We start from the raw sequence: 17,403 nt of genomic DNA on the forward strand, positions 1-17,403 counted from the left end.
AGCATTATGCCACGGGCAGTACGGTTCGGATTCCGTTCAGGTTGCAGCAGTATGAACTTCCGTGCAGGAATGCTGTCACGGACCTTCCTGCGCCACGCTGCTGGCCCACAGGGCGCGCACGCGTTCGAGGTCGGCCTGGGTGTCCACACCGGGGGCAGGTGCTGCCCCCGTCACCAGCACGCCGATCCGCTCACCGTGCCACATGGCGCGTAGCTGCTCCAGGGCCTCGGTCTGCTCGATCGGGGCGACGGCCAGCGTCGGAAACCGGCGCAGGAAGCCCGCGCGGTAGGCATAGAGGCCGATATGGCGCAGCACCGGCATGGCCGGCAGCGGCACGGTGGCGCTGGCCGCCGGCTGCGTGGGCACGGCGGTCCAGGCGTCGCGCGCCCACGGAATCGGCGCGCGCGAGAAATACAGCGCCCGGCCGAGGTTGTCGCACACCACCTTCACCACGTTCGGATTGAACACCTCCGCCACGTCATCGAGCGGATGCGCCGCCGTGGCGATCGCGCAATCGGGATGGGCGGCCAGATACAGCGCCACCTCGTCGATCAGGTTCGGGTCGATCAGCGGTTCGTCGCCCTGCACATTGACCACGATGTCGTCGTCGGCCAGGCCCAGCAGGGTGGCCACTTCGGCGAGGCGGTCGGTGCCGGACGGATGGTCGGCGCGCGTGATCACCGCCTCCACACCGTGCGCGGCACAGGCTTCGGCCACGGCGGCGGCATCGGTGGCCACCACGGTACGGCGCGCGGACGAGGCGTGGGCGCGTTCGGCCACGCGCACGATCATCGGGTGCCCGCCAATATCGGCAAGCGGCTTGTTCGGCAGGCGCGTCGAGGCGAGCCGGGCCGGAATCACGACGGTGAAGGCGGGAATACGCATCGCGGGAAAACTCAGTTGCCGGCGGCCGGGGCGGACGGCTCCACGGGCACCACGCGGCCCGGCACGGTCTGGCGCGCTTCATCGGCCAGCATGACCGGAATGCCATCGCGGATGGGGTAGGCCAGCTTGTCCGCGTGGCAGATCAGTTCCTGCGCGGCGCGGTCGTATTCGAGCTTGGCCTTGCAGAGCGGGCAGACGAGGATTTCAAGCAGCCGGTTGTCCATCGTGGGATTCCTTGTCGAGCCCGGTCGTCGCCCCGTTTGCTGCGGGGGCGGCTTGCCCCACGGTGACGGGCGTGGCGATGGCCGGGTTGCGCGCCTGCACGGCGCGGCGGATTTTGTCGATCAGGCCCGCGTCGATCACGGGCGTGGTGGGGACAACCCAGATGCGCGGGTCGTCGAAGCGGTCGCATTTTACGGCATCCTTTTCGGTGATCAGGATGACGTCGGCATCGAGCGCCGCCGGGTGGTCCGCGAACGGGTCCTCGGCAAAGTCGTAGTGGTCCGGCAGCGGCAGCGTGGCGGGCTGGAGGCCGGCGCCGCGCAGGCTGGCGAAGAACCGTTCCGGATTGCCGATGCCTGCCGCGGCCAGCACGCGCCGCCCCGCGAAGGTGGAGAGCGGGCGCACCATGGTCGGGTCGTTCAGTTGCCACGCGTCGTCGAGTTCCAGGCGCATGCCGTAGACATCGGGTTTGTCGGGCGTGGCGCGGAAGTGCGGGTCGTTGATCAGCGTGGCGTCGCGCGGACGGGTCAGCGGTTCGCGCAGCGGGCCGGCCGGCAGCAGCATGCCGTTGCCGCCCATGCGGGTGTCGAACATCACGATCTCGAAGTCGCGCTGGAGCTTGTAGTGCTGCAGGCCATCGTCGAGCAGCAGCACGTTCACGCCGGGGTGGGACACCAGCATGGTCTGCGCGCACAGCGCGCGGTCCGGATAGACCCAGACCGGCACGTCGGTGGCGCGCGCGATCAGCAGCGGTTCGTCGCCCACCTGGCTGGCCTGCGAGGTGGGTTTCACGCGGCGCGGATGCTTCAGCGACACGCCATAGCCGCGCGAGACCACGCCGGGCCGCAGCCCCGCTTCGGTCAGCGCGCGCGCCAGCGCGATCACGGCTGGTGTCTTGCCGGTGCCGCCCACGGTGACATTGCCGACCACGATCACCGGCATCGGCAGTCGGGTCGATTTGAACCAGCCGTTGAGATAGCCGTGCCGGCGCACCCGGGCGATCAGGCCGAACAGCAGCGAGGCCGGCCACATCAGCCGCGCGAACCAGCCGCGGCGCTGCCACTGGGCGGTGACGAAGTCGGCTACGGCGTGTCGGGGAGCGGGCATGCGGGCGGCGGAGGCGACGATAGGGCGGACGGAAATCGGCGATGGCGCACCGGCTGGCGCGCCATCGATCGGCATGCAGACATTATGGGCATTGCGCGGCGCACGCCGCAAGCCCGGTGCGGATGGTACACCAGCGGCCCGGCGCCCTTTTGGCGTGGGCCGCCGGGTATACCGGGGCAGGTCAGCGTTGCTGCGTGCTCTGCGTGGCGAAGGTCAGGCGCGACAGGCCGGCCACACGTGCGGCCTCCATCACATTGATGACGGCCTGATGGCTCGCCTGGGCATCGGCATTGACGATGACCACGGGCGGCGGCCCGTTGCCGAGGGGGCCGGCTGCGTTGCGTAGCTGATCGGCGAGGCTCGTCACGTCCTTCTGTTCGAGCACCTGCTTGTTGACCGAGTAGACGCCACGGGCCGAGACCGACACGACGATCTCGCTCGGCCGCTGCTGGGCGCGCTCGGCGTCAGCGGTCGGCAGCTGGATCTGCAGCTCGGTGTAGCGCGAATAGGTGGTCGTGATCATCAGGAAGATCAGGATCACGAGCAGGACGTCGATGAGCGGGATCAGGTTGATCTCGGGCTCCTCGCGCCGCTGGCGGGAACGGAAATGCATGGCGCGTCCCCGCGGCTCAGGCCCGCCGCTGGGGCAGGATCGCGTCGAGGAACGTGGTGGCGCGGAATTCGAGTTCGGCCACGTAGTCGTCCACGCGGCGGCGGAAGTAGCGCCAGAAGATCAGCGCCGGAATGGCCACGATCAGGCCGAAAGCCGTGTTGTACAGCGCCACCGAGATGCCGTGCGCCAGTTGTTCCGGGTTGGCGCCGGTGCCGCCCTGGCTGCCGAAGATCTCGATCATGCCGATCACAGTACCGAGCAGGCCCATCAGCGGGGCCACCGAGGCAATCGTGCCGAGCGCGTTCAGGTAGCGCTCCAGCTCATGCGCCACGACGCGGCCGGCTTCCTCGACGACATCCTTGGCGGCGTCACGCGAGGTATGCGGCTGCAGCACCACATGGCGCAGGCCGGCGGCCAGCACGCGGCCCAGCGGGGAATTCTTCTCGAGATTGTTCACCACCTCGGGCGTGGCCTTGCGCTGCTGGGCGGCCGACAGGGCCTCCTCGTACAGACGGGCCGGCAGCACCTTGCTGCGCTTGAGGGTGAGGAAACGTTCGACGATCAGCGCGAGGGCAATGATCGAGGCGAGCAGCAGTGGCCAGATCGGCCAGCCGGCCGCTTGAATGATGGAAAACACGTGGACCCCCGAAATCTACAGAACCAACAGACCCGAAACGGACAGCGAGGTACCGGTGCGGTACCGCCAATGCGCGGCAGCCTTTGTTGCGCACCGATGGACCCGGCGCGCCGCGGCAATGCTCGAAAAATGCAGGCGCCACTCTAACCCGCCCCTCGGCGCGCGGCAAGACACTCGCGCGCGTGCTGTCTCAGGCGCGCATCGGCCCGGCCCGGGCGGCTCGTGTGGCTGTCTGCGTGGCTGTCTGTGCGGCTTTCCACATTGGCGCGGGACAGTGCTGTGGACGGGTTGTGGAAAGCTGCCTGAAAAGCGGGCTAAGCCTTTGATTGGAAAGGGTGTCCATGGCGTTGCCCAAAAAACAGGCAAACGCGGCGGGTGCGCGATGCGGCCTGGCGGCGCAGGTGCCGGAGTCCGACCGCCAGCGCTGTCCACAGTGGCGCGGGACAGGACTGTGGACCCGCTGTGGACAGCGTTCTGAGAAGCCGCCTAAGCCGTTGATCCATAACGGGGAACCGTGCCCTGCCTAAAAAGCGGGCAAATGAGCCAAAGGGAGCGAAAGGGGGCAGGAAGGTGGCCGAAGGGGCCCCTCGCGCCGCCTGTCCGGAAAAAGTCGACCGCTTTCCACATGAAAGCAGGACAGTACTGTGGACCGCTTGTGGATAAGCGCCGGACAAGCGGGTTAAGTCATTGATCGATATGGACTTCCGTTTGATTGCTGAAAAATCAGGCACTTTTGGTGCACTGCGGTGCCCGGTGAGCGGGGATCGACATCGCAACTCGCCAGCCGTTGCTGTAGCGCAAGCGCCGCGCATCGGCGGAAGTTCTCCACAGGCAAAACGCTTGACAAATCGATTATCCAGAACTTCTGTGGATAACTTTGTGAACAAGATGCGGCCGCTGGCCGTAAGTGGTTGACGCGTAAGGTTTTCTCTTACATTGCCTGTTTTTTGGTCCGACCCGATTCCTCATAAGAATCAAAGGGTTGTACGGATGGATGCGGCAATCCGAGCGATCGGCGCGGCCCGGGGTGTACCACTTGACACAGCGGGTATGCTGTGGACATGTCCATTCCACGCCGCCTGTGCGGCCGTGCGCCATGCCCGACTTTGAGAATGTTCCGCGCAACCTGCCGCCCGCGATGCCCGCCGTGTCCGCGCGGACCCGGGAGGTCATTCCCGTCAGTGAGCTGAACCATGCGATTGCCGGCGTGCTCGAGCGCAGCTTCCCGCTGGCCTGGGTGCGCGGAGAAATCTCGAACTTCACGCGCGCGGCGAGCGGTCACTGGTATTTCTCGCTCAAGGACGCCCGCGCGCAGATCCGCTGCGTGATGTTCCGGGGGCGCAACCAGCACGTGGATTTCGCCCCGCGCGAAGGCGAGGCGGTGGAAGTGCGCGCGCTGGTGTCGATGTACGAGGCGCGCGGCGAGCTGCAACTGGGCGTGGAGGCCATGCGCCGCGCCGGCATGGGCAATCTTTACGAGGCTTTCCTGCGCCTCAAGGAAAAACTTGCCCAGGCCGGTCTGTTCGCTCCCGAACGCAAACGACCAATTCCGAGCCACGCCCGCACGATTGGCGTGGTGACGTCGCTACAGGCGGCAGCGATGCGCGACGTGCTGACTACGCTCCAGCGGCGTGCGCCACATGTGCCGGTCATCGTCTATCCAGTGCCAGTGCAGGGCGCCGGCGCGGCCGAGAAGATCGCCGCCATGCTCGATATCGCCAGTGCGCGGCGCGAATGCGACGTGCTGATCCTGTGCCGGGGCGGCGGCAGCATCGAGGATCTCTGGTCGTTCAACGAGGAAGTGGTGGCGCACGCGATTGCGCGCAGCGCCGTGCCGGTGGTGTCCGGCGTGGGCCACGAGACCGATTTCACGATTGCCGATTTCGTCGCCGATGTGCGCGCCCCCACGCCCACGGGCGCGGCGGAACTGGTCAGCGCGGACCGCGCGCATCTGCTGCAGGCGGTTCGCCGCGCGCGCGATGCGCTGGCGCAAAGCCTGGACCGGCAGATGGAACGCCGCGCGCAGCACCTGGAATGGCTGGCGCGGCGGCTGCGCAGCCCGCAGGCGCAACTGCAGGAGCGGCGCGCGCGGGTCGACAATCTGGCCCGGCACTTGCGTGCAGCCCTGCGCGATACGGTGTCCGCGCAGCGCCACCGGCAGGACGTATTGGCGATGCGCTGGCGCGCGTGCCGCCCCGACGTGGCGGCCGCACAGGCCGATTTGGGCCGGCTGGCCGCGCGCCTGGACGCCGCCGCCGTGCGCCGCCACGAGCGCGAAAGCCAGCGGCTGGGCCGCGTGGCCGGCGCGCTGGAATTGCTGGCGCCGCAGCGCACGCTGGAACGCGGCTATGYGGTACTGCTGGATCAGCGTGGCAAGGCGCTGCGCTCGCCGGCCGAATTGCGCGCGGGCAGCGTGGTGGAGGCGCATCTGGCCGATGGCGTGGCGGACCTGGAAATCGCCGGGGTGCAGGCCAAGCTGGCGGCGTTCTGAAGTCGTTCTGGAGCCGTGATGGGACTGATTCTCAATCGACCCGACATTGTCTTCCGCGCAAACTAACATGAGTCCAGGGGGCATTCCGCCCGCGTTTGCGCGGGTCTGGCAAGTCACCTACAATCGGCAACTCCCCACCCCAAACCAAGAGACAGAACAATGGAACACAAGCTCCCCCCGCTCCCCTACGCGCATGATGCCCTGGCTCCGCACGTCTCCAAGGAGACCCTGGAGTTCCATCATGACAAGCACCACCAGACCTACGTCACGAACCTGAACAACCTGATCAAGGGTACCGAGTTCGAGAACGACACGCTGGAAGCCATCGTCAAGAAGTCGTCGGGCGGCATCTTCAACAACGCCGCCCAGGTGTGGAACCACACGTTCTACTGGGATTCGATGAAGCCCAACGGCGGCGGCCAGCCGACCGGCGCGCTGGCAGATGCCATCAACGCCAAGTGGGGCTCGTTCGACAAGTTCAAGGAAGAGTTCACCAAGACCGCCGTGGGCACGTTCGGCTCCGGCTGGGCCTGGCTGGTGAAGAAGACCGACGGTTCGCTGGACCTGGTCTCCACCTCCAACGCCGCCACGCCGCTGACCACCGACGCCAAGCCGCTGCTGACCTGCGACGTGTGGGAACACGCCTACTACATCGACTACCGCAATGCCCGTCCGAAGTACGTGGAGGCATTCTGGAACGTGGTGAACTGGGACTTCGCGTCGCAGAACTTCGCCTGAATCCAGGTTCCGCAAGCGTGACAAATTCGTCACGAAGGCGGTAGGGAAAGGCCCCGGAACGGGGCCTTTTTCGTGTCCGCGCCCGGCGGTGGTGCGGCAGCGCCTGCACATAGTAAATCACCTACAATAGCCACAATAGCGAAGGTGATCGACGCAGTAACCCCCCCAGGAGGCGAGATGAGTTCGTGGTCGCAAACGACGTTGGCCAAAAGCCCGCAGGACAGCAAGGAGCGAGTGGTCTACGTGGTCGATGACGACGAGGCGGTCCGGCTCGCCCTGAGCGGCCTGCTGCGCTCCACCGGCCTGCGCGTGGAGACTTTCGAGTCGTCGCAGGAATTCCTGGCGTTTCCCAAGCATGATGCGCCGAGCTGCCTGATTCTCGATGTCCGCCTGCGCGGCGAGAGCGGCCTCGCGTTCCAGGAGCAGATTGCCAAGAGTGGCGTGCGCATGCCGATCGTGTTCATGACCGGTTATGGCGATATTGCGATGACGGTGAAGGCGATGAAGGCCGGCGCGGTCGATTTCTTCGCCAAGCCGTTCCGCGACCAGGACATGCTGGACGCAGTGGCCAACGCCCTGGCCCGTGACGGCGAGCGGCTGGCCGCCGAGCAGTCGGTGGCGGGTCTGCGCACGGCCTACGAATCGCTGACCCCGCGCGAGCGCGAGGTGCTGGTGTTCGTGGTGGCCGGCCTGATGAACAAGCAGATCGCCTATGAGATGGATCTCACGGAAGTCACCGTGAAGATCCACCGTGGCCGGGTCATGAAGAAGATGGCCGCGCGCTCGGTGGCCGATCTGGTCCGCAAGGCCGAGTCACTGGGCGTCCAGCCGCAGCCGCGCAAGCCGGCCTGAGCGGACGCCACCTTCCGGCATTCGTCGATCTACGATGGCAGGTCCAGCGCCACGCTGAGCCAGTGGGCGATGGCGTCCGGGTCCACCGGCTTGTCGAGCACGGCCAGCGCGCCGTTCTCGGCCGCGCGGGCCTTGAGGTCTGCGGTGGGGAACGCAGTGATGAAGATCGTCGGCGGCGTATAGCCGAGCGACAGGATGCGTTCATGCATCGCCACACCGGACATGCCGGGCATCATCACGTCGGAGATCAGGCAGGCGGTGACGGCGAGCAGGCCCGATTGCAGGAACTCCTCCGCCGAGGCAAACAGGCGTGTCTGCCTGCCGAACGAGCGCACCAGGCTCTCCGTCGCGAGGCGAACGGCCTCTTCATCGTCGACAATCGACACTATCTGATCAGAAGGCAAAAGACCGACCTCGACCCTTGGGGATGGATATGGCACGCGACAGGCGTGCACCTATCGCGTGAATGTGTAGACGTTTCCAGCGTAGCGCGCATGCCTGCGGCGGAGCATTATACAAACGTATTACGCGTCGCCTGGCGGCCCTCAGGTAATACCCCAGTATGACTTCGCGCATCCTAGGTAGGACCTCCCGCTACCCCTGTGCAGAATAGTTTTACGGCCCCCCGGCACGTAACCTTCTGTCATGGCCGGTGCGAAGTGCGCAGTGCACTCCGCAGACTGCCGGCACGCTTGATAGGGGGGCCATCAAATGCATCAGACGGTGTCATCTCAGTGTGGTTTTCGTGTGGGCACGCCCAATCGCGCCGACGCGCTGTCCAGCTGCTTCTCCACCAGCTACGCCGGCATCATCGCGTTCATGGCGGTGGCCACGGAGGGCAGCTTCGTGCGCGCCGGGGAGCGACTGGGCATCGGCCGTTCGGCGGTTTCCCGGAGTGTGCAGAAACTGGAAGAGCAGCTAAGTACCCGCCTGTTCCTCCGCACCACGCGTACCACGAACCTGACCCGCGAGGGCGAGCGCTTCTTCGAGAACTGCAACCTCGGCGTGACCCAGATCGTCGGCGCCATGAACGACATGCTGGACCTGCGCAACGGCCCGCCGCAGGGCATGCTGCGCGTCTGCTCCACCGTGGGCTTCGGCCGCAATGTGGTGGCGCCGCTGCTGCTCAAGTTCTCCGAGGCCTACCCGGACATCTCGGTGGAACTGCTGCTCGATGACCGGCCCGCCAATTTCGCCGCCGATCAGGTCGACGTGGCGTTCCGCGACGGCTATATCGACGACTCCAGCATCATCGCCAAACAGCTCATTCCGATGCAGATGGTGGTCTGCGCCGCGCCGGCCTATGTCCAGAAGCGGGGCCTGCCAGCCACGCTGGACGAACTGGGCGAGCACGACTGCATCAACCAGCGCTTCACCAGCGGGCGGGTGGCCGAGTGGGAATTCAAGGTGGACGGCCAGCTGCGCAAGGTGCTGCCGACTGCCCGGCTGACCTTCAACGACGCCGACCTCGTGCTCCAGGCCGTGCGCGATGGCCGGGGCATCGCCCAGATGCCGGCGCACCAGGTGAAGGACTACCTCGCGCGCGGGGAACTGGTCATGGCCCTGCGCCAGCATGTGCCGAGCGACCGCGGCCACTACATCAGCTACCTGTGCCGCCAGCACCTGCCCACGCGCATCCGGGCGTTCGTCGATTTCATGACCGACCAGATCCGCGCGCTCGACCTGCTTCAGGTGGCCGAAAGCGAAGCCGTGCCGGAGCGGATGGCGGCCTGAAGAAAAAGCGCCGAATAAGTCATATCAGGCGACTGCGGGCCCCGCTCCCCAACTTATGCCCATTGACCTTGCTGTGCCCGATCACGCACGTTTCATGGCGGCGCGTTCGCCTTGGTATATGCTGACGCAGATCAATATCGGGTCTCGGCACCAATGGGTAACAGATTGCACGTCCTGTGGGACGACGGCGAACGCGTGTTCTGCCGAGACCGGCTTCCGGGCGAGGGCGACGGCCATGCCGTGCTGCTGGCACGCCCGGCCGCGGAACACCCTTTGCCCGCCACGCTCGACCGCCTCGCGCACGAGTTCGCCCTCCGGGACGAACTGGACGGCGCCTGGGCCCTGCGCCCGCTGGAGTTGTCGCGCGACGGCGGACGAACCGTGCTGATGCTCGACGATCCGGGCGGCGAGCCGCTCTCGACGATGCTGGGCACGCCGATGGAAACCGGCACCTTCCTGCGCCACGCCACCAGCATCGCGCTGGCGCTCTGCAAGCTGCACCAGCGCGGCCTGGTCCACAAGGACCTCAAGCCCACCCATATCCTCGTGAACTGCGCCGACGGCCAGGCCCGGCTGACCGGCTTCGGCCTCGCCTCGCGCCTGCCGCGCGAGCGCCAGGCCCCGGAGCCGCCCGAGACCATCGCCGGCACGCTGGCCTATATGGCGCCCGAGCAGACCGGGCGGATGAACCGGTCGATCGACTCGCGCTGCGACCTCTACGCCTTCGGCATCACCCTCTACGAAATGCTGACCGGCGCGCTGCCGTTCGCGGCGACGGACGCCATGGAGTGGGTGCACTGCCATATCGCCCGGATGCCGCAGTCGCCCCGGCTGCGCGTGGACACCGTGCCGGCCGCGCTGTCCCGCATCGTCATGAAGCTGCTCGCCAAGACGGCCGAGGAGCGCTACCAGACCGCCGCCGGGGTCGAGCACGACCTGCGGCGCTGCCTGGAAGACTGGGAGCGCCAGCGCCGCATCGAGGATTTTCCGCTCGACGAACACGGCACGCGCGACCGCCTGATGATCCCCGAGAAGCTGTACGGGCGCGAGCATGAGGTCGATACCATGCTCTCGGCCTTCTCGCGCATCATCCGGACGAGCACGCCGGAACTGGTACTGGTGTCCGGTTACTCGGGCATCGGCAAGTCCTCGGTGGTCAACGAGTTGCACCGGGTGCTGGTGCCGCCGCGCGGGCTGTTCGCCGCCGGCAAGTTCGACCAGTACAAGCGCGATATCCCGTACTCGACGCTGGTGCAGGCGTTCCAGAGCCTGGTCCGCACGCTGCTCGGCAAGCCCGATGCCGAACTGGCGCGCTGGCGCGGCGCACTGCTGGAGGCGCTGGAGTCCAACGCGCGGCTGGTGACGGACCTGATTCCCGAGTTGAAGCTGATCATCGGCGAGCCGGAACCGGTGCCGGACATGGAGCCGCAGCAGGCCCAGCAACGCTTCCTGCTGGTGTTTCGGCGCTTTATCGGCGTGTTTGCCCAGCCGGAGCATCCGCTGGCGCTGTTTCTCGATGACCTCCAGTGGCTGGACGCCGCCACGCTCGACCTGATCGAGGACGTGCTGGTCCGCTCCGACCTGCGCCACCTGATGCTGGTGGGCGCCTACCGGGACAACGAGGTCGATGCCACCCATCCGCTGACCGGCAAGCTGCTGGCCATCCGCAATGCCGGGGTCAAGGTCGAGGACATCAAGCTGGCGCCGCTGAGCCGCGCCCACATCGAGCAGCTGTTTGCCGATTCGCTCCATTGCGAGCGGGCGCGCATCGCCCCGCTGGCAGAGCTGGTGGAGGACAAGACCGCCGGCAACCCGTTCTTCGTGATCCAGTTCCTGCAGGCACTGGTCGAGGAGAACCTGCTGACCTTCGACCACGACGCGCGGCAGTGGACCTGGGACCCCGACCGCATCCACGCCAAGGGCTACACCGACAACGTGGTGGACCTGATGGTCGGCAAGCTGGCCCGCCTGCCGGCCGAGACCCAGCAGGCGTTGCAGCAGCTGGCCTGCCTCGGTAACGTGGCCGAGATGACGACCTTGACCACGGTGCTGGGCGTGCCGGAGGCGCAGGTCCATGCGGCGCTGTGGGAGGCTTTCCGCCAGGAACTGGTCGAACGCGCCGACGGCGCCTATGCCTTCGCGCATGACCGCGTGCACGAGGCCGCCTACCTGCTGACGCCGGAAGCGTCGCGCCCCGCCGCCCACCTGCGCGTGGGCCGGATGCTGGCGGCGCAGACGCCGCCGGAGATGCTCGACGAGGCCATCTTCGAAATCGCCGGCCAGCTCAATCGCGGCGCGGCGCTGATCAATGAGCCGGCCGAACGCGAGCGTCTGGCGGAACTGAACCTGATGGCCGGGCAGCGCGCCAAGGCCTCCACGGCCTATGCCTCGGCGCTGGCTTACCTGAGCACCGGCGCGGAGCTGCTGGGCGACGGGGGCTGGGCGAATCGGCATGCGCTGCGCTTCGCGCTGGAGCAGCACCGGGTGGAATGCGAGTTCCTGACTGGCCAGCTGGATATCGCGGACGCGCGCCTGGGCGCGCTGACGGCGCGCGCCACCACCACAGTCGAGAAGGCCCTGATCGCCTGCCTCCAGATGGACATCTGCCTCGTGCTCGACCAGAGCGACCGCGCGGTGGCGGTGTGCCTGGAGTACCTGCGGCAGGTCGGCATCGAATGGACGCCCCACCCGGACGACGACGCGGTCCGACGCGAGTACGACGAGATCTGGACCCACCTCGGGGACCGCGCCATCGAGGACCTGATCGACCTGCCGCTGATGGACGACGCGGCGTCGCTGGGCACCGTGGAGGCGCTGAGCAAGCTGTTCGCGCCGGCCGTGCAGACCGATGCCAACCTGGCCGGCCTGACCATCTGCAAGGCAGTCAGCCTCAGCATCGAGCGGGGTAACTGCGATGCGTCCTGCGTGCTCTACGCCAATGTCGGGCGGGTGGCCGGGCGGCGTTTTGGCGACTATCAGGCCGGCTTCCGCTTCGGCCAGCTGGGCTGCGAACTGGTGGACCGGCGCGGCCTCACGCGCTTCGAGGCCAAGACCTTCCTCTGTTTCTCGATCTTCGTCATGCGCTGGCTGCGGCCGGTGCGCGAGTGCGAGCCGATGCTGCGCCGCGCGTTTGCGGCGGCGAACCGGATCGGCGACCTGCCGTACGGCGCCTTCGCGGGCAACGCCCGCAACTCGGACATGCTGTTCGCGGGCGAGCCGCTGGCCGAGGTGCAGGCGGAGGCCGAGCGCGGGCTGGCCTACGCCGAAAAGGTGCGCTTCGGGCTGGTGACCGACTTTATCGGCACGCAACTGGCGCTGGTGCGGATGCTGCGCGGCCTGACGCCGGTCTTCGGCAGCCTGGACGGCGATCCATTCGACGAGGCGCGCGTCGAACAGCATCTGGCGGCCAGCCCGGACCTTGTGTTGGCCGAGTGCTGGTACTGGACCCGGAAGCTCCAGTCGCGCTACCTGTGCGGCGACTACGTCACCGCCATGGCCGCGGCCGCGCGTGCGCAGGTGCTGCTCTCGACCTCGTCCTCATTCTTCGAGGAGGCGGAATACCACTTCTACGCCGCGCTGGCCGAGGCCGCCACCTGTGACAGCGCGCCGGCCGACGGCCGCCAGCCGCATCTTGACGCGCTGGCCGCACATCACGGGCAGCTCGCGCACTGGGCCGAGCACTGCCCGGAGAACTTCGCGGACCGCGCGACGCTGGTCGGCGCCGAGATCGCCCGGCTTGAAGGCCGTCTGGTGGACGCCGAGCATGGCTACGAGCGGGCCATCGACGCGGCGCAGGCGAGCGGCTTCGTGCACATCGAGGCGCTCGCCAACGAACTGGCCGCGCGCTTCTACGCGGCGCGCGGGCTGGAGAGGATCGCCCGGATCTACCTGCATGACGCGCGCTATGGCTACCTGCGCTGGGGCGCCGACGGCAAGGTGCGGCAGTTGGAGGCCGAGTATCCGTATCTGCGCACCGAAGATCCCGCGCCGGGCCCGACGACCACCATCGCCACGCCGGTGGAGCATCTCGACCTGGCGACGGTTCTCAAGGTGTCTCAGGCCGCCTCGGGCGACATCGTGCTGGAAAACCTGATCGACATGGTCATGCGCACGGCCATCGAGCAGGCCGGCGCCGAACGCGGCCTGCTGGTGCTGTCCGGCGCGGGTGCGCACCGGGTGGCGGCGGAAGCCACCACTGGCACGGACGCGCCCCAGCTCCAGTTGCGCGACGTCCCGGTCAGCGCGGAAATGCTGCCCGAGTCGCTGCTGTTCCACGTGCTGCGCACGCGGGAGAGCGTGGTGCTGGACGATGCGTCGGCCGACTCGCCGTTCGCCACCGACCCCTATGTGCGCCAGCATCGCGCCCGCTCGATCCTGTGCCTGCCGCTGATGAACCAGGCCCGGCTGACCGGCGCGCTCTATCTGGAGAACAATCTCACCGCGCGCGCGTTCAGTCCGACGCGGATCGCGGTGCTGAAGCTGGTGGCGTCGCAGGCCGCCATCTCGCTGGAGAACGCCCGGCTGTACCGCGACGTGGCCGAGCGGGAGGCCAAGATCCGGCGGCTGGTGGAGGCCAATATCATCGGCATCATCGTCTGGAACGTGGCCGGCGAGGTGCTGGAAGCCAATGACGCCTTCCTGCGCATGGTGGGCTACGCGCGCGAGGATCTGATCTCCGGCCGGGTGCGCTGGCGCGACCTGACCCCGCCGGAGATCCGCGCGGAGAGCGAGCTGGCGCTGGCCGAGAGCGAGCGCTCCGGGCACGCCACGCCGTTCGAGAAGGAATACATCCGCAAGGATGGCACGCGGGTGCCGGTCATCGTCGGCCTGGCCTCGTTCGGCGACGGCCGGCAGGAGGGCGTGGCGTTCGTGCTCGACCTGACCGAGCGCAAGCAGGCCGAGGAGCGCGTGCGCGAGGGCGAGCGGCGCTACCGCGAGGTGCAGACCGAACTGGCGCACGCCAACCGGGTAGCGACCATGGGGCAGCTGGCGGCATCGATCGCGCACGAGGTGAACCAGCCGATTGCGGCGACGGTGACCAACGCGCAGGCCGCGCTGCGCTGGCTGGGGGCCCGGCCGCCCAATGTCGACGAGGTGGGGGAGGCGCTGACCCGCATCGTCAAGGACGCCAACCGGGCGGGCGATGTGCTCGGGCGCATCCGCCAGTTGATCAAGAAATCGCCGCCCCGCAAGGAGCCGGTCGACATGAACGCGGCGATCCGCGAGGTGGTGGAGCTGACCCGTGGCGAAGCCGCCAAGGGCCTTGCCACGGTGGAGACGGCGCTGGCGGACGGCTTGCCGCACATCGAGGGAGATCGTGTCGAACTGCAACAAGTGCTGCTCAACCTGATCGTCAATGCGCTGGAGGCGATGGGCGGCGTCAGCGATGGCGGCCGGCACCTGGTGATCCGCACCGCGCCCGCCGAGGACGGCTGCGTGAGCGTGGCCGTGTGCGACTCGGGGCCCGGTTTCGGCGCCGACAGCGCCGACAGCGCCGGCAGCGTCGAGCGCGTGTTCGCCCCGTTCTACACCACCAAGGAAACCGGGCTGGGGATGGGGTTGTCGATCTGCCGGTCGATCATCGACGGACACGGCGGCCGGCTCTGGGCCAGCCCCAACACCCCGCGCGGGGCGGTGGTCCAGTTCACGGTGCCGGCGCGGCAGACGGATTAGCCAGACTGGCTTGGAGGAAAGCAAAAACCGGGGCACAAGGCCCCGGTTTTCTTTTCAAGGCTTGGTACTACATCGACATCACAGCGACTGCAGGAACGCGACCACCGCGTCGCGGTCGGCCTTGGGCAGCGCTTCGAACTGCGTGCGGCTGCTGTCGGCCTCGCCGCCGTGCCAGAGGATGGCTTCCAGCATCGAGCGCGCGCGGCCGTCGTGCAGCAGGCGCACGTTCGCGTCGCCGCCCTGTACGAAGCGCAGCGAGCCAACGCCCCACAGCGGCGCGGTACGCCACAGGTTCGGCGCGGCGTTGGCTTCCCGCAGCGAGTCGGCCAGGTTCGGGCCCATGTCGTGCAGCAGCAGGTCCGAGTACGGGTGGATGGTCTGGTTGCGCAGCTCGGCGAACGGGTGCGTGTTGCCGGTCTTCATCGTCGCCGTGTGGCAGGCCACGCAGCGGACCTGGTTGAACAGCGCGGCGCCGCGTGCGATCAGGGGCGGGTCCACGTCATGCTCGGGCGACACGCGGATGCCGTCCGGGAAGCCGCTGCGCAGGCTGCGCTGGGCCGGCACGCCGATCAGCGACAGGTAGTGCGTGAGCCGTTGCAGTTCGCCCTCGGAGACCGAGGTGGCCGCCGAGGTGGTGCGGCAGTCCGGCGCGCCGCGCTGGCAGCCGCGCGTCGGGAACGTCGGCGAGGTCACGCCCATGTCCTTGATCAGCGCATCGCCCACCTGATGGCGCAGGCTGGCCTTCGACGCCTTCCAGCCAAAGCGGCCGAGGTGCGTCTTGCCGGTTTCCGGATCGACGATCCAGTTCGGGATGCCGCGCACGCCGTCGCCGTTGGCGTCGTTCGGGTCGGCCTGGGCCAGGATGGTGGCCTCGGGCAGCGCCTCGATCAGGCCCATGCCGATCACCTGCGGCGCCTGGCGCGCGGAGAACTGCGCGGGCGTGGGACCCTTGAAGGCGAACACCGGCTTCACCAGTTCCACGCGCTCGCCGTCAGGCAGCGTGCGCACGGTTTTGTCGAGCGCCTGGAGCGTGACGTCGAACGGCGTCGCCGTCGGGTCCTGGGCGTGCTGCTGCACGTTGTAGCCGTAGGCCGGGTCGGCGCGGCCATCGGCGCCGTTGGTCAGCATCGACATGGTGTCGAGCTTCGCCCCGATGCCGGCGGCCACGCTGCGGCCGTTGTTGGTATGGCACTCGATACAGCGCGGCTGGTTGTAGCGCGGGCCGAGCTGGCCGATGTGGGCCGTGAAGACCGGGTTGTCGGCGTCGTGCTCCGAGTGCTTGCCGTCGAGGAACGAGGTGTGGAACAGCCGGCGGCCTTCCACGAAACGCTGCGTGTTGACGATGCCGATGTTGTTCGCCATCTGCTGGAACACGCGCATCGGCTCTTCGGAGTAGTTGTACGAGATGCTGGCCTGGCCGCCGAGCAGCGTCTCTTCGGGCAGCGGCTCCGAGTCGAGGTTCGGGGCGATGCCGTACCACGGGCGCATGCCCACGCCCACCACGTAGAGCTGCTCGAACGAGTAGTAGCGGCTGCCGCCGCCGTCCACCACCGGGTCGCGCTTGAGGCGCGGCGCCGGCGCCAGTTCGACCTTGTCGCCGATCTTGAGCGGGCTGTGCGGATCGGTCCGCCAGTTCGAGTCGAAGGACATCATGCAGTCCTCCTTCGGCTGGCCCTCGCTACAGATCGGCAGGCCGCCCTGTTTCGGATTGTTGAAGCCGTAGTTCAGCGACCAGCCGTAGTCGCGCACGGTGGTGTCCAGGATATTGCGGAACAGGCTGAACGTAGTGCCGTCGAAGATGCCCTGGTTGACGCGCAGGTACACGTCCACGCGCGAGATGCCGGCCGGCACGTGGTCGTGGATCTCCAGGCCGAAGGTGCGGTTCTGGAAGTAGAAGGTCGGGAAGGTCAGGTAGCGGCCCGGGCCCGCATCGGGGGCGTCCCACGCCTCGCCGCGCTCGCGCGCGTGGCGCTCGGTCGGGCGCGAGCCCATCATCGTGACCAGCGTGCCGTCGGCTTCACGGTACTGGATCTGCTCGTTCATCGGCGTGCCTGCCGGGAACAGCGGCGTGTACCCGAGGGTGTCGCCGGCTGGCGTACTCGCGGGCGGCGCGCTGTCACCGCCGCCGCCGCCGCAGGCGGCCAGCAGCAGGGTGGCGGCAACACAGACCGATAGGGCGGCGGATAGGCTCGTTAGGCGCGATAGGCGAGATGTGGCGCGATGCCCGTCGCGCCCCGGCCGAGGGCGTGATGTAAGGACCTGCATGGTTTGACCCCTTCGTTTTTGTTGAACAGCTTCCCGTTACTGCCGGCGGTCACTCTTCGGTGCCGCTCGTATTTATCGCTGGGTTCATGACAGGTACATGACAAATGTCATGTATCGACATGGCCCGGCGCCCTGGTCGCATGATGCATGCGCAGGGCTGCCCCTACTTAATGGGGGTGAAAGTTA

At 67.7% G+C, this 17,403-nt stretch carries 12 protein-coding genes; 5 read left to right on the forward strand and 7 right to left on the reverse strand.

Translation table 11 applies throughout. The features are described 5' to 3' along the window. Positions 1-75: 75 nt before the first annotated feature. The 5 genes from kdsB to AC1DEL_RS13215 form a co-directional block, all read right to left on the reverse strand. Positions 76-885, reverse strand: a complete 810-nt coding sequence (kdsB, locus tag AC1DEL_RS13195; RefSeq protein WP_441591794.1) for a 3-deoxy-manno-octulosonate cytidylyltransferase — start codon at positions 883-885, stop codon at positions 76-78. Positions 886-896: 11 nt separating this feature from the next. Continuing rightward, positions 897-1,109, reverse strand: a complete 213-nt coding sequence (locus AC1DEL_RS13200; RefSeq protein WP_092298073.1) for a Trm112 family protein — start codon at positions 1,107-1,109, stop codon at positions 897-899. Beyond that, positions 1,090-2,214, reverse strand: a complete 1,125-nt coding sequence (gene lpxK / locus AC1DEL_RS13205; RefSeq protein WP_441591796.1) for a tetraacyldisaccharide 4'-kinase — start codon at positions 2,212-2,214, stop codon at positions 1,090-1,092. The genes AC1DEL_RS13200 and lpxK overlap by 20 nt, the downstream gene beginning before the upstream one ends. 181 nt (positions 2,215-2,395) lie before the next feature. Further along, positions 2,396-2,827 (reverse strand): ExbD/TolR family protein, encoded by a 432-nt coding sequence (locus tag AC1DEL_RS13210; RefSeq protein ID WP_092298076.1) that lies wholly within the window; start codon positions 2,825-2,827, stop codon positions 2,396-2,398. Positions 2,828-2,843: 16 nt separating this feature from the next. Further along, a complete protein-coding gene (locus AC1DEL_RS13215) occupies positions 2,844-3,464 on the reverse strand; it encodes a MotA/TolQ/ExbB proton channel family protein (RefSeq protein WP_092298078.1) in 621 nt (206 codons plus the stop codon). Positions 3,465-4,560: 1,096 nt separating this feature from the next. Here AC1DEL_RS13215 and xseA point away from each other — a divergent pair. From xseA to AC1DEL_RS13230, 3 genes are all read left to right on the forward strand, one after another. Beyond that, positions 4,561-5,955, forward strand: a complete 1,395-nt coding sequence (gene xseA / locus AC1DEL_RS13220; protein ID WP_477159096.1) for an exodeoxyribonuclease VII large subunit — start codon at positions 4,561-4,563, stop codon at positions 5,953-5,955. A 159-nt stretch (positions 5,956-6,114) separates the two neighbouring features. Continuing rightward, positions 6,115-6,693, forward strand: a complete 579-nt coding sequence (locus AC1DEL_RS13225; RefSeq protein WP_092298083.1) for a superoxide dismutase — start codon at positions 6,115-6,117, stop codon at positions 6,691-6,693. A 177-nt stretch (positions 6,694-6,870) separates the two neighbouring features. Continuing rightward, positions 6,871-7,545, forward strand: a complete 675-nt coding sequence (locus AC1DEL_RS13230; RefSeq protein ID WP_092298086.1) for a response regulator transcription factor — start codon at positions 6,871-6,873, stop codon at positions 7,543-7,545. Positions 7,546-7,574: 29 nt separating this feature from the next. Here the strand turns inward: AC1DEL_RS13230 and AC1DEL_RS13235 are convergent, their stop codons facing one another. After that, on the reverse strand, positions 7,575-7,931 hold the full coding sequence (locus AC1DEL_RS13235; protein ID WP_369823513.1) for a response regulator transcription factor: 357 nt from the start codon (positions 7,929-7,931) through the stop codon (positions 7,575-7,577). Between the two features lie 325 nt (positions 7,932-8,256). Here AC1DEL_RS13235 and AC1DEL_RS13240 point away from each other — a divergent pair, with 325 nt between their 5' ends. After that, complete coding sequence (locus tag AC1DEL_RS13240; RefSeq protein WP_092298092.1) at positions 8,257-9,279, forward strand: LysR family transcriptional regulator; 1,023 nt, start codon at positions 8,257-8,259, stop codon at positions 9,277-9,279. A 153-nt stretch (positions 9,280-9,432) separates the two neighbouring features. Continuing rightward, positions 9,433-14,952 carry a trifunctional serine/threonine-protein kinase/ATP-binding protein/sensor histidine kinase gene (locus AC1DEL_RS13245; protein ID WP_477125837.1) on the forward strand — a complete coding sequence of 1,840 codons (5,520 nt, stop codon included), beginning with the start codon at positions 9,433-9,435 and terminating at the stop codon, positions 14,950-14,952. A 78-nt stretch (positions 14,953-15,030) separates the two neighbouring features. Here AC1DEL_RS13245 and AC1DEL_RS13250 read toward each other — a convergent pair whose 3' ends face one another. Then, the gene (locus tag AC1DEL_RS13250) at positions 15,031-16,995 is read right to left on the reverse strand and encodes a di-heme oxidoreductase family protein (RefSeq protein ID WP_218158048.1); all 1,965 of its coding nucleotides are present in this window, start codon (positions 16,993-16,995) and stop codon (positions 15,031-15,033) included. Between the last annotated feature and the right edge of the window lie 408 nt (positions 16,996-17,403).

The organism is Cupriavidus sp. 10L43_2 (genome assembly GCF_056395265.1).

Bases quoted from the DNA above. Each gene is read 5' to 3' on its own strand.
- kdsB (WP_441591794.1), bottom strand. From the start codon at position 885: ATGCGTATTCCCGCCTTCACCGTCGTGATTCCGGCCCGGCTCGCCTCG.
- AC1DEL_RS13200 (WP_092298073.1), bottom strand. From the start codon at position 1,109: ATGGACAACCGGCTGCTTGAAATCCTCGTCTGCCCGCTCTGCAAGGCC.
- lpxK (WP_441591796.1), bottom strand. From the start codon at position 2,214: ATGCCCGCTCCCCGACACGCCGTAGCCGACTTCGTCACCGCCCAGTGG.
- AC1DEL_RS13210 (WP_092298076.1), bottom strand. From the start codon at position 2,827: ATGCATTTCCGTTCCCGCCAGCGGCGCGAGGAGCCCGAGATCAACCTG.
- AC1DEL_RS13225 (WP_092298083.1), top strand. From the start codon at position 6,115: ATGGAACACAAGCTCCCCCCGCTCCCCTACGCGCATGATGCCCTGGCT.
- AC1DEL_RS13230 (WP_092298086.1), top strand. From the start codon at position 6,871: ATGAGTTCGTGGTCGCAAACGACGTTGGCCAAAAGCCCGCAGGACAGC.
- AC1DEL_RS13240 (WP_092298092.1), top strand. From the start codon at position 8,257: ATGCATCAGACGGTGTCATCTCAGTGTGGTTTTCGTGTGGGCACGCCC.
- AC1DEL_RS13245 (WP_477125837.1), top strand. From the start codon at position 9,433: ATGGGTAACAGATTGCACGTCCTGTGGGACGACGGCGAACGCGTGTTC.
- AC1DEL_RS13250 (WP_218158048.1), bottom strand. From the start codon at position 16,995: ATGAACGAGCAGATCCAGTACCGTGAAGCCGACGGCACGCTGGTCACG.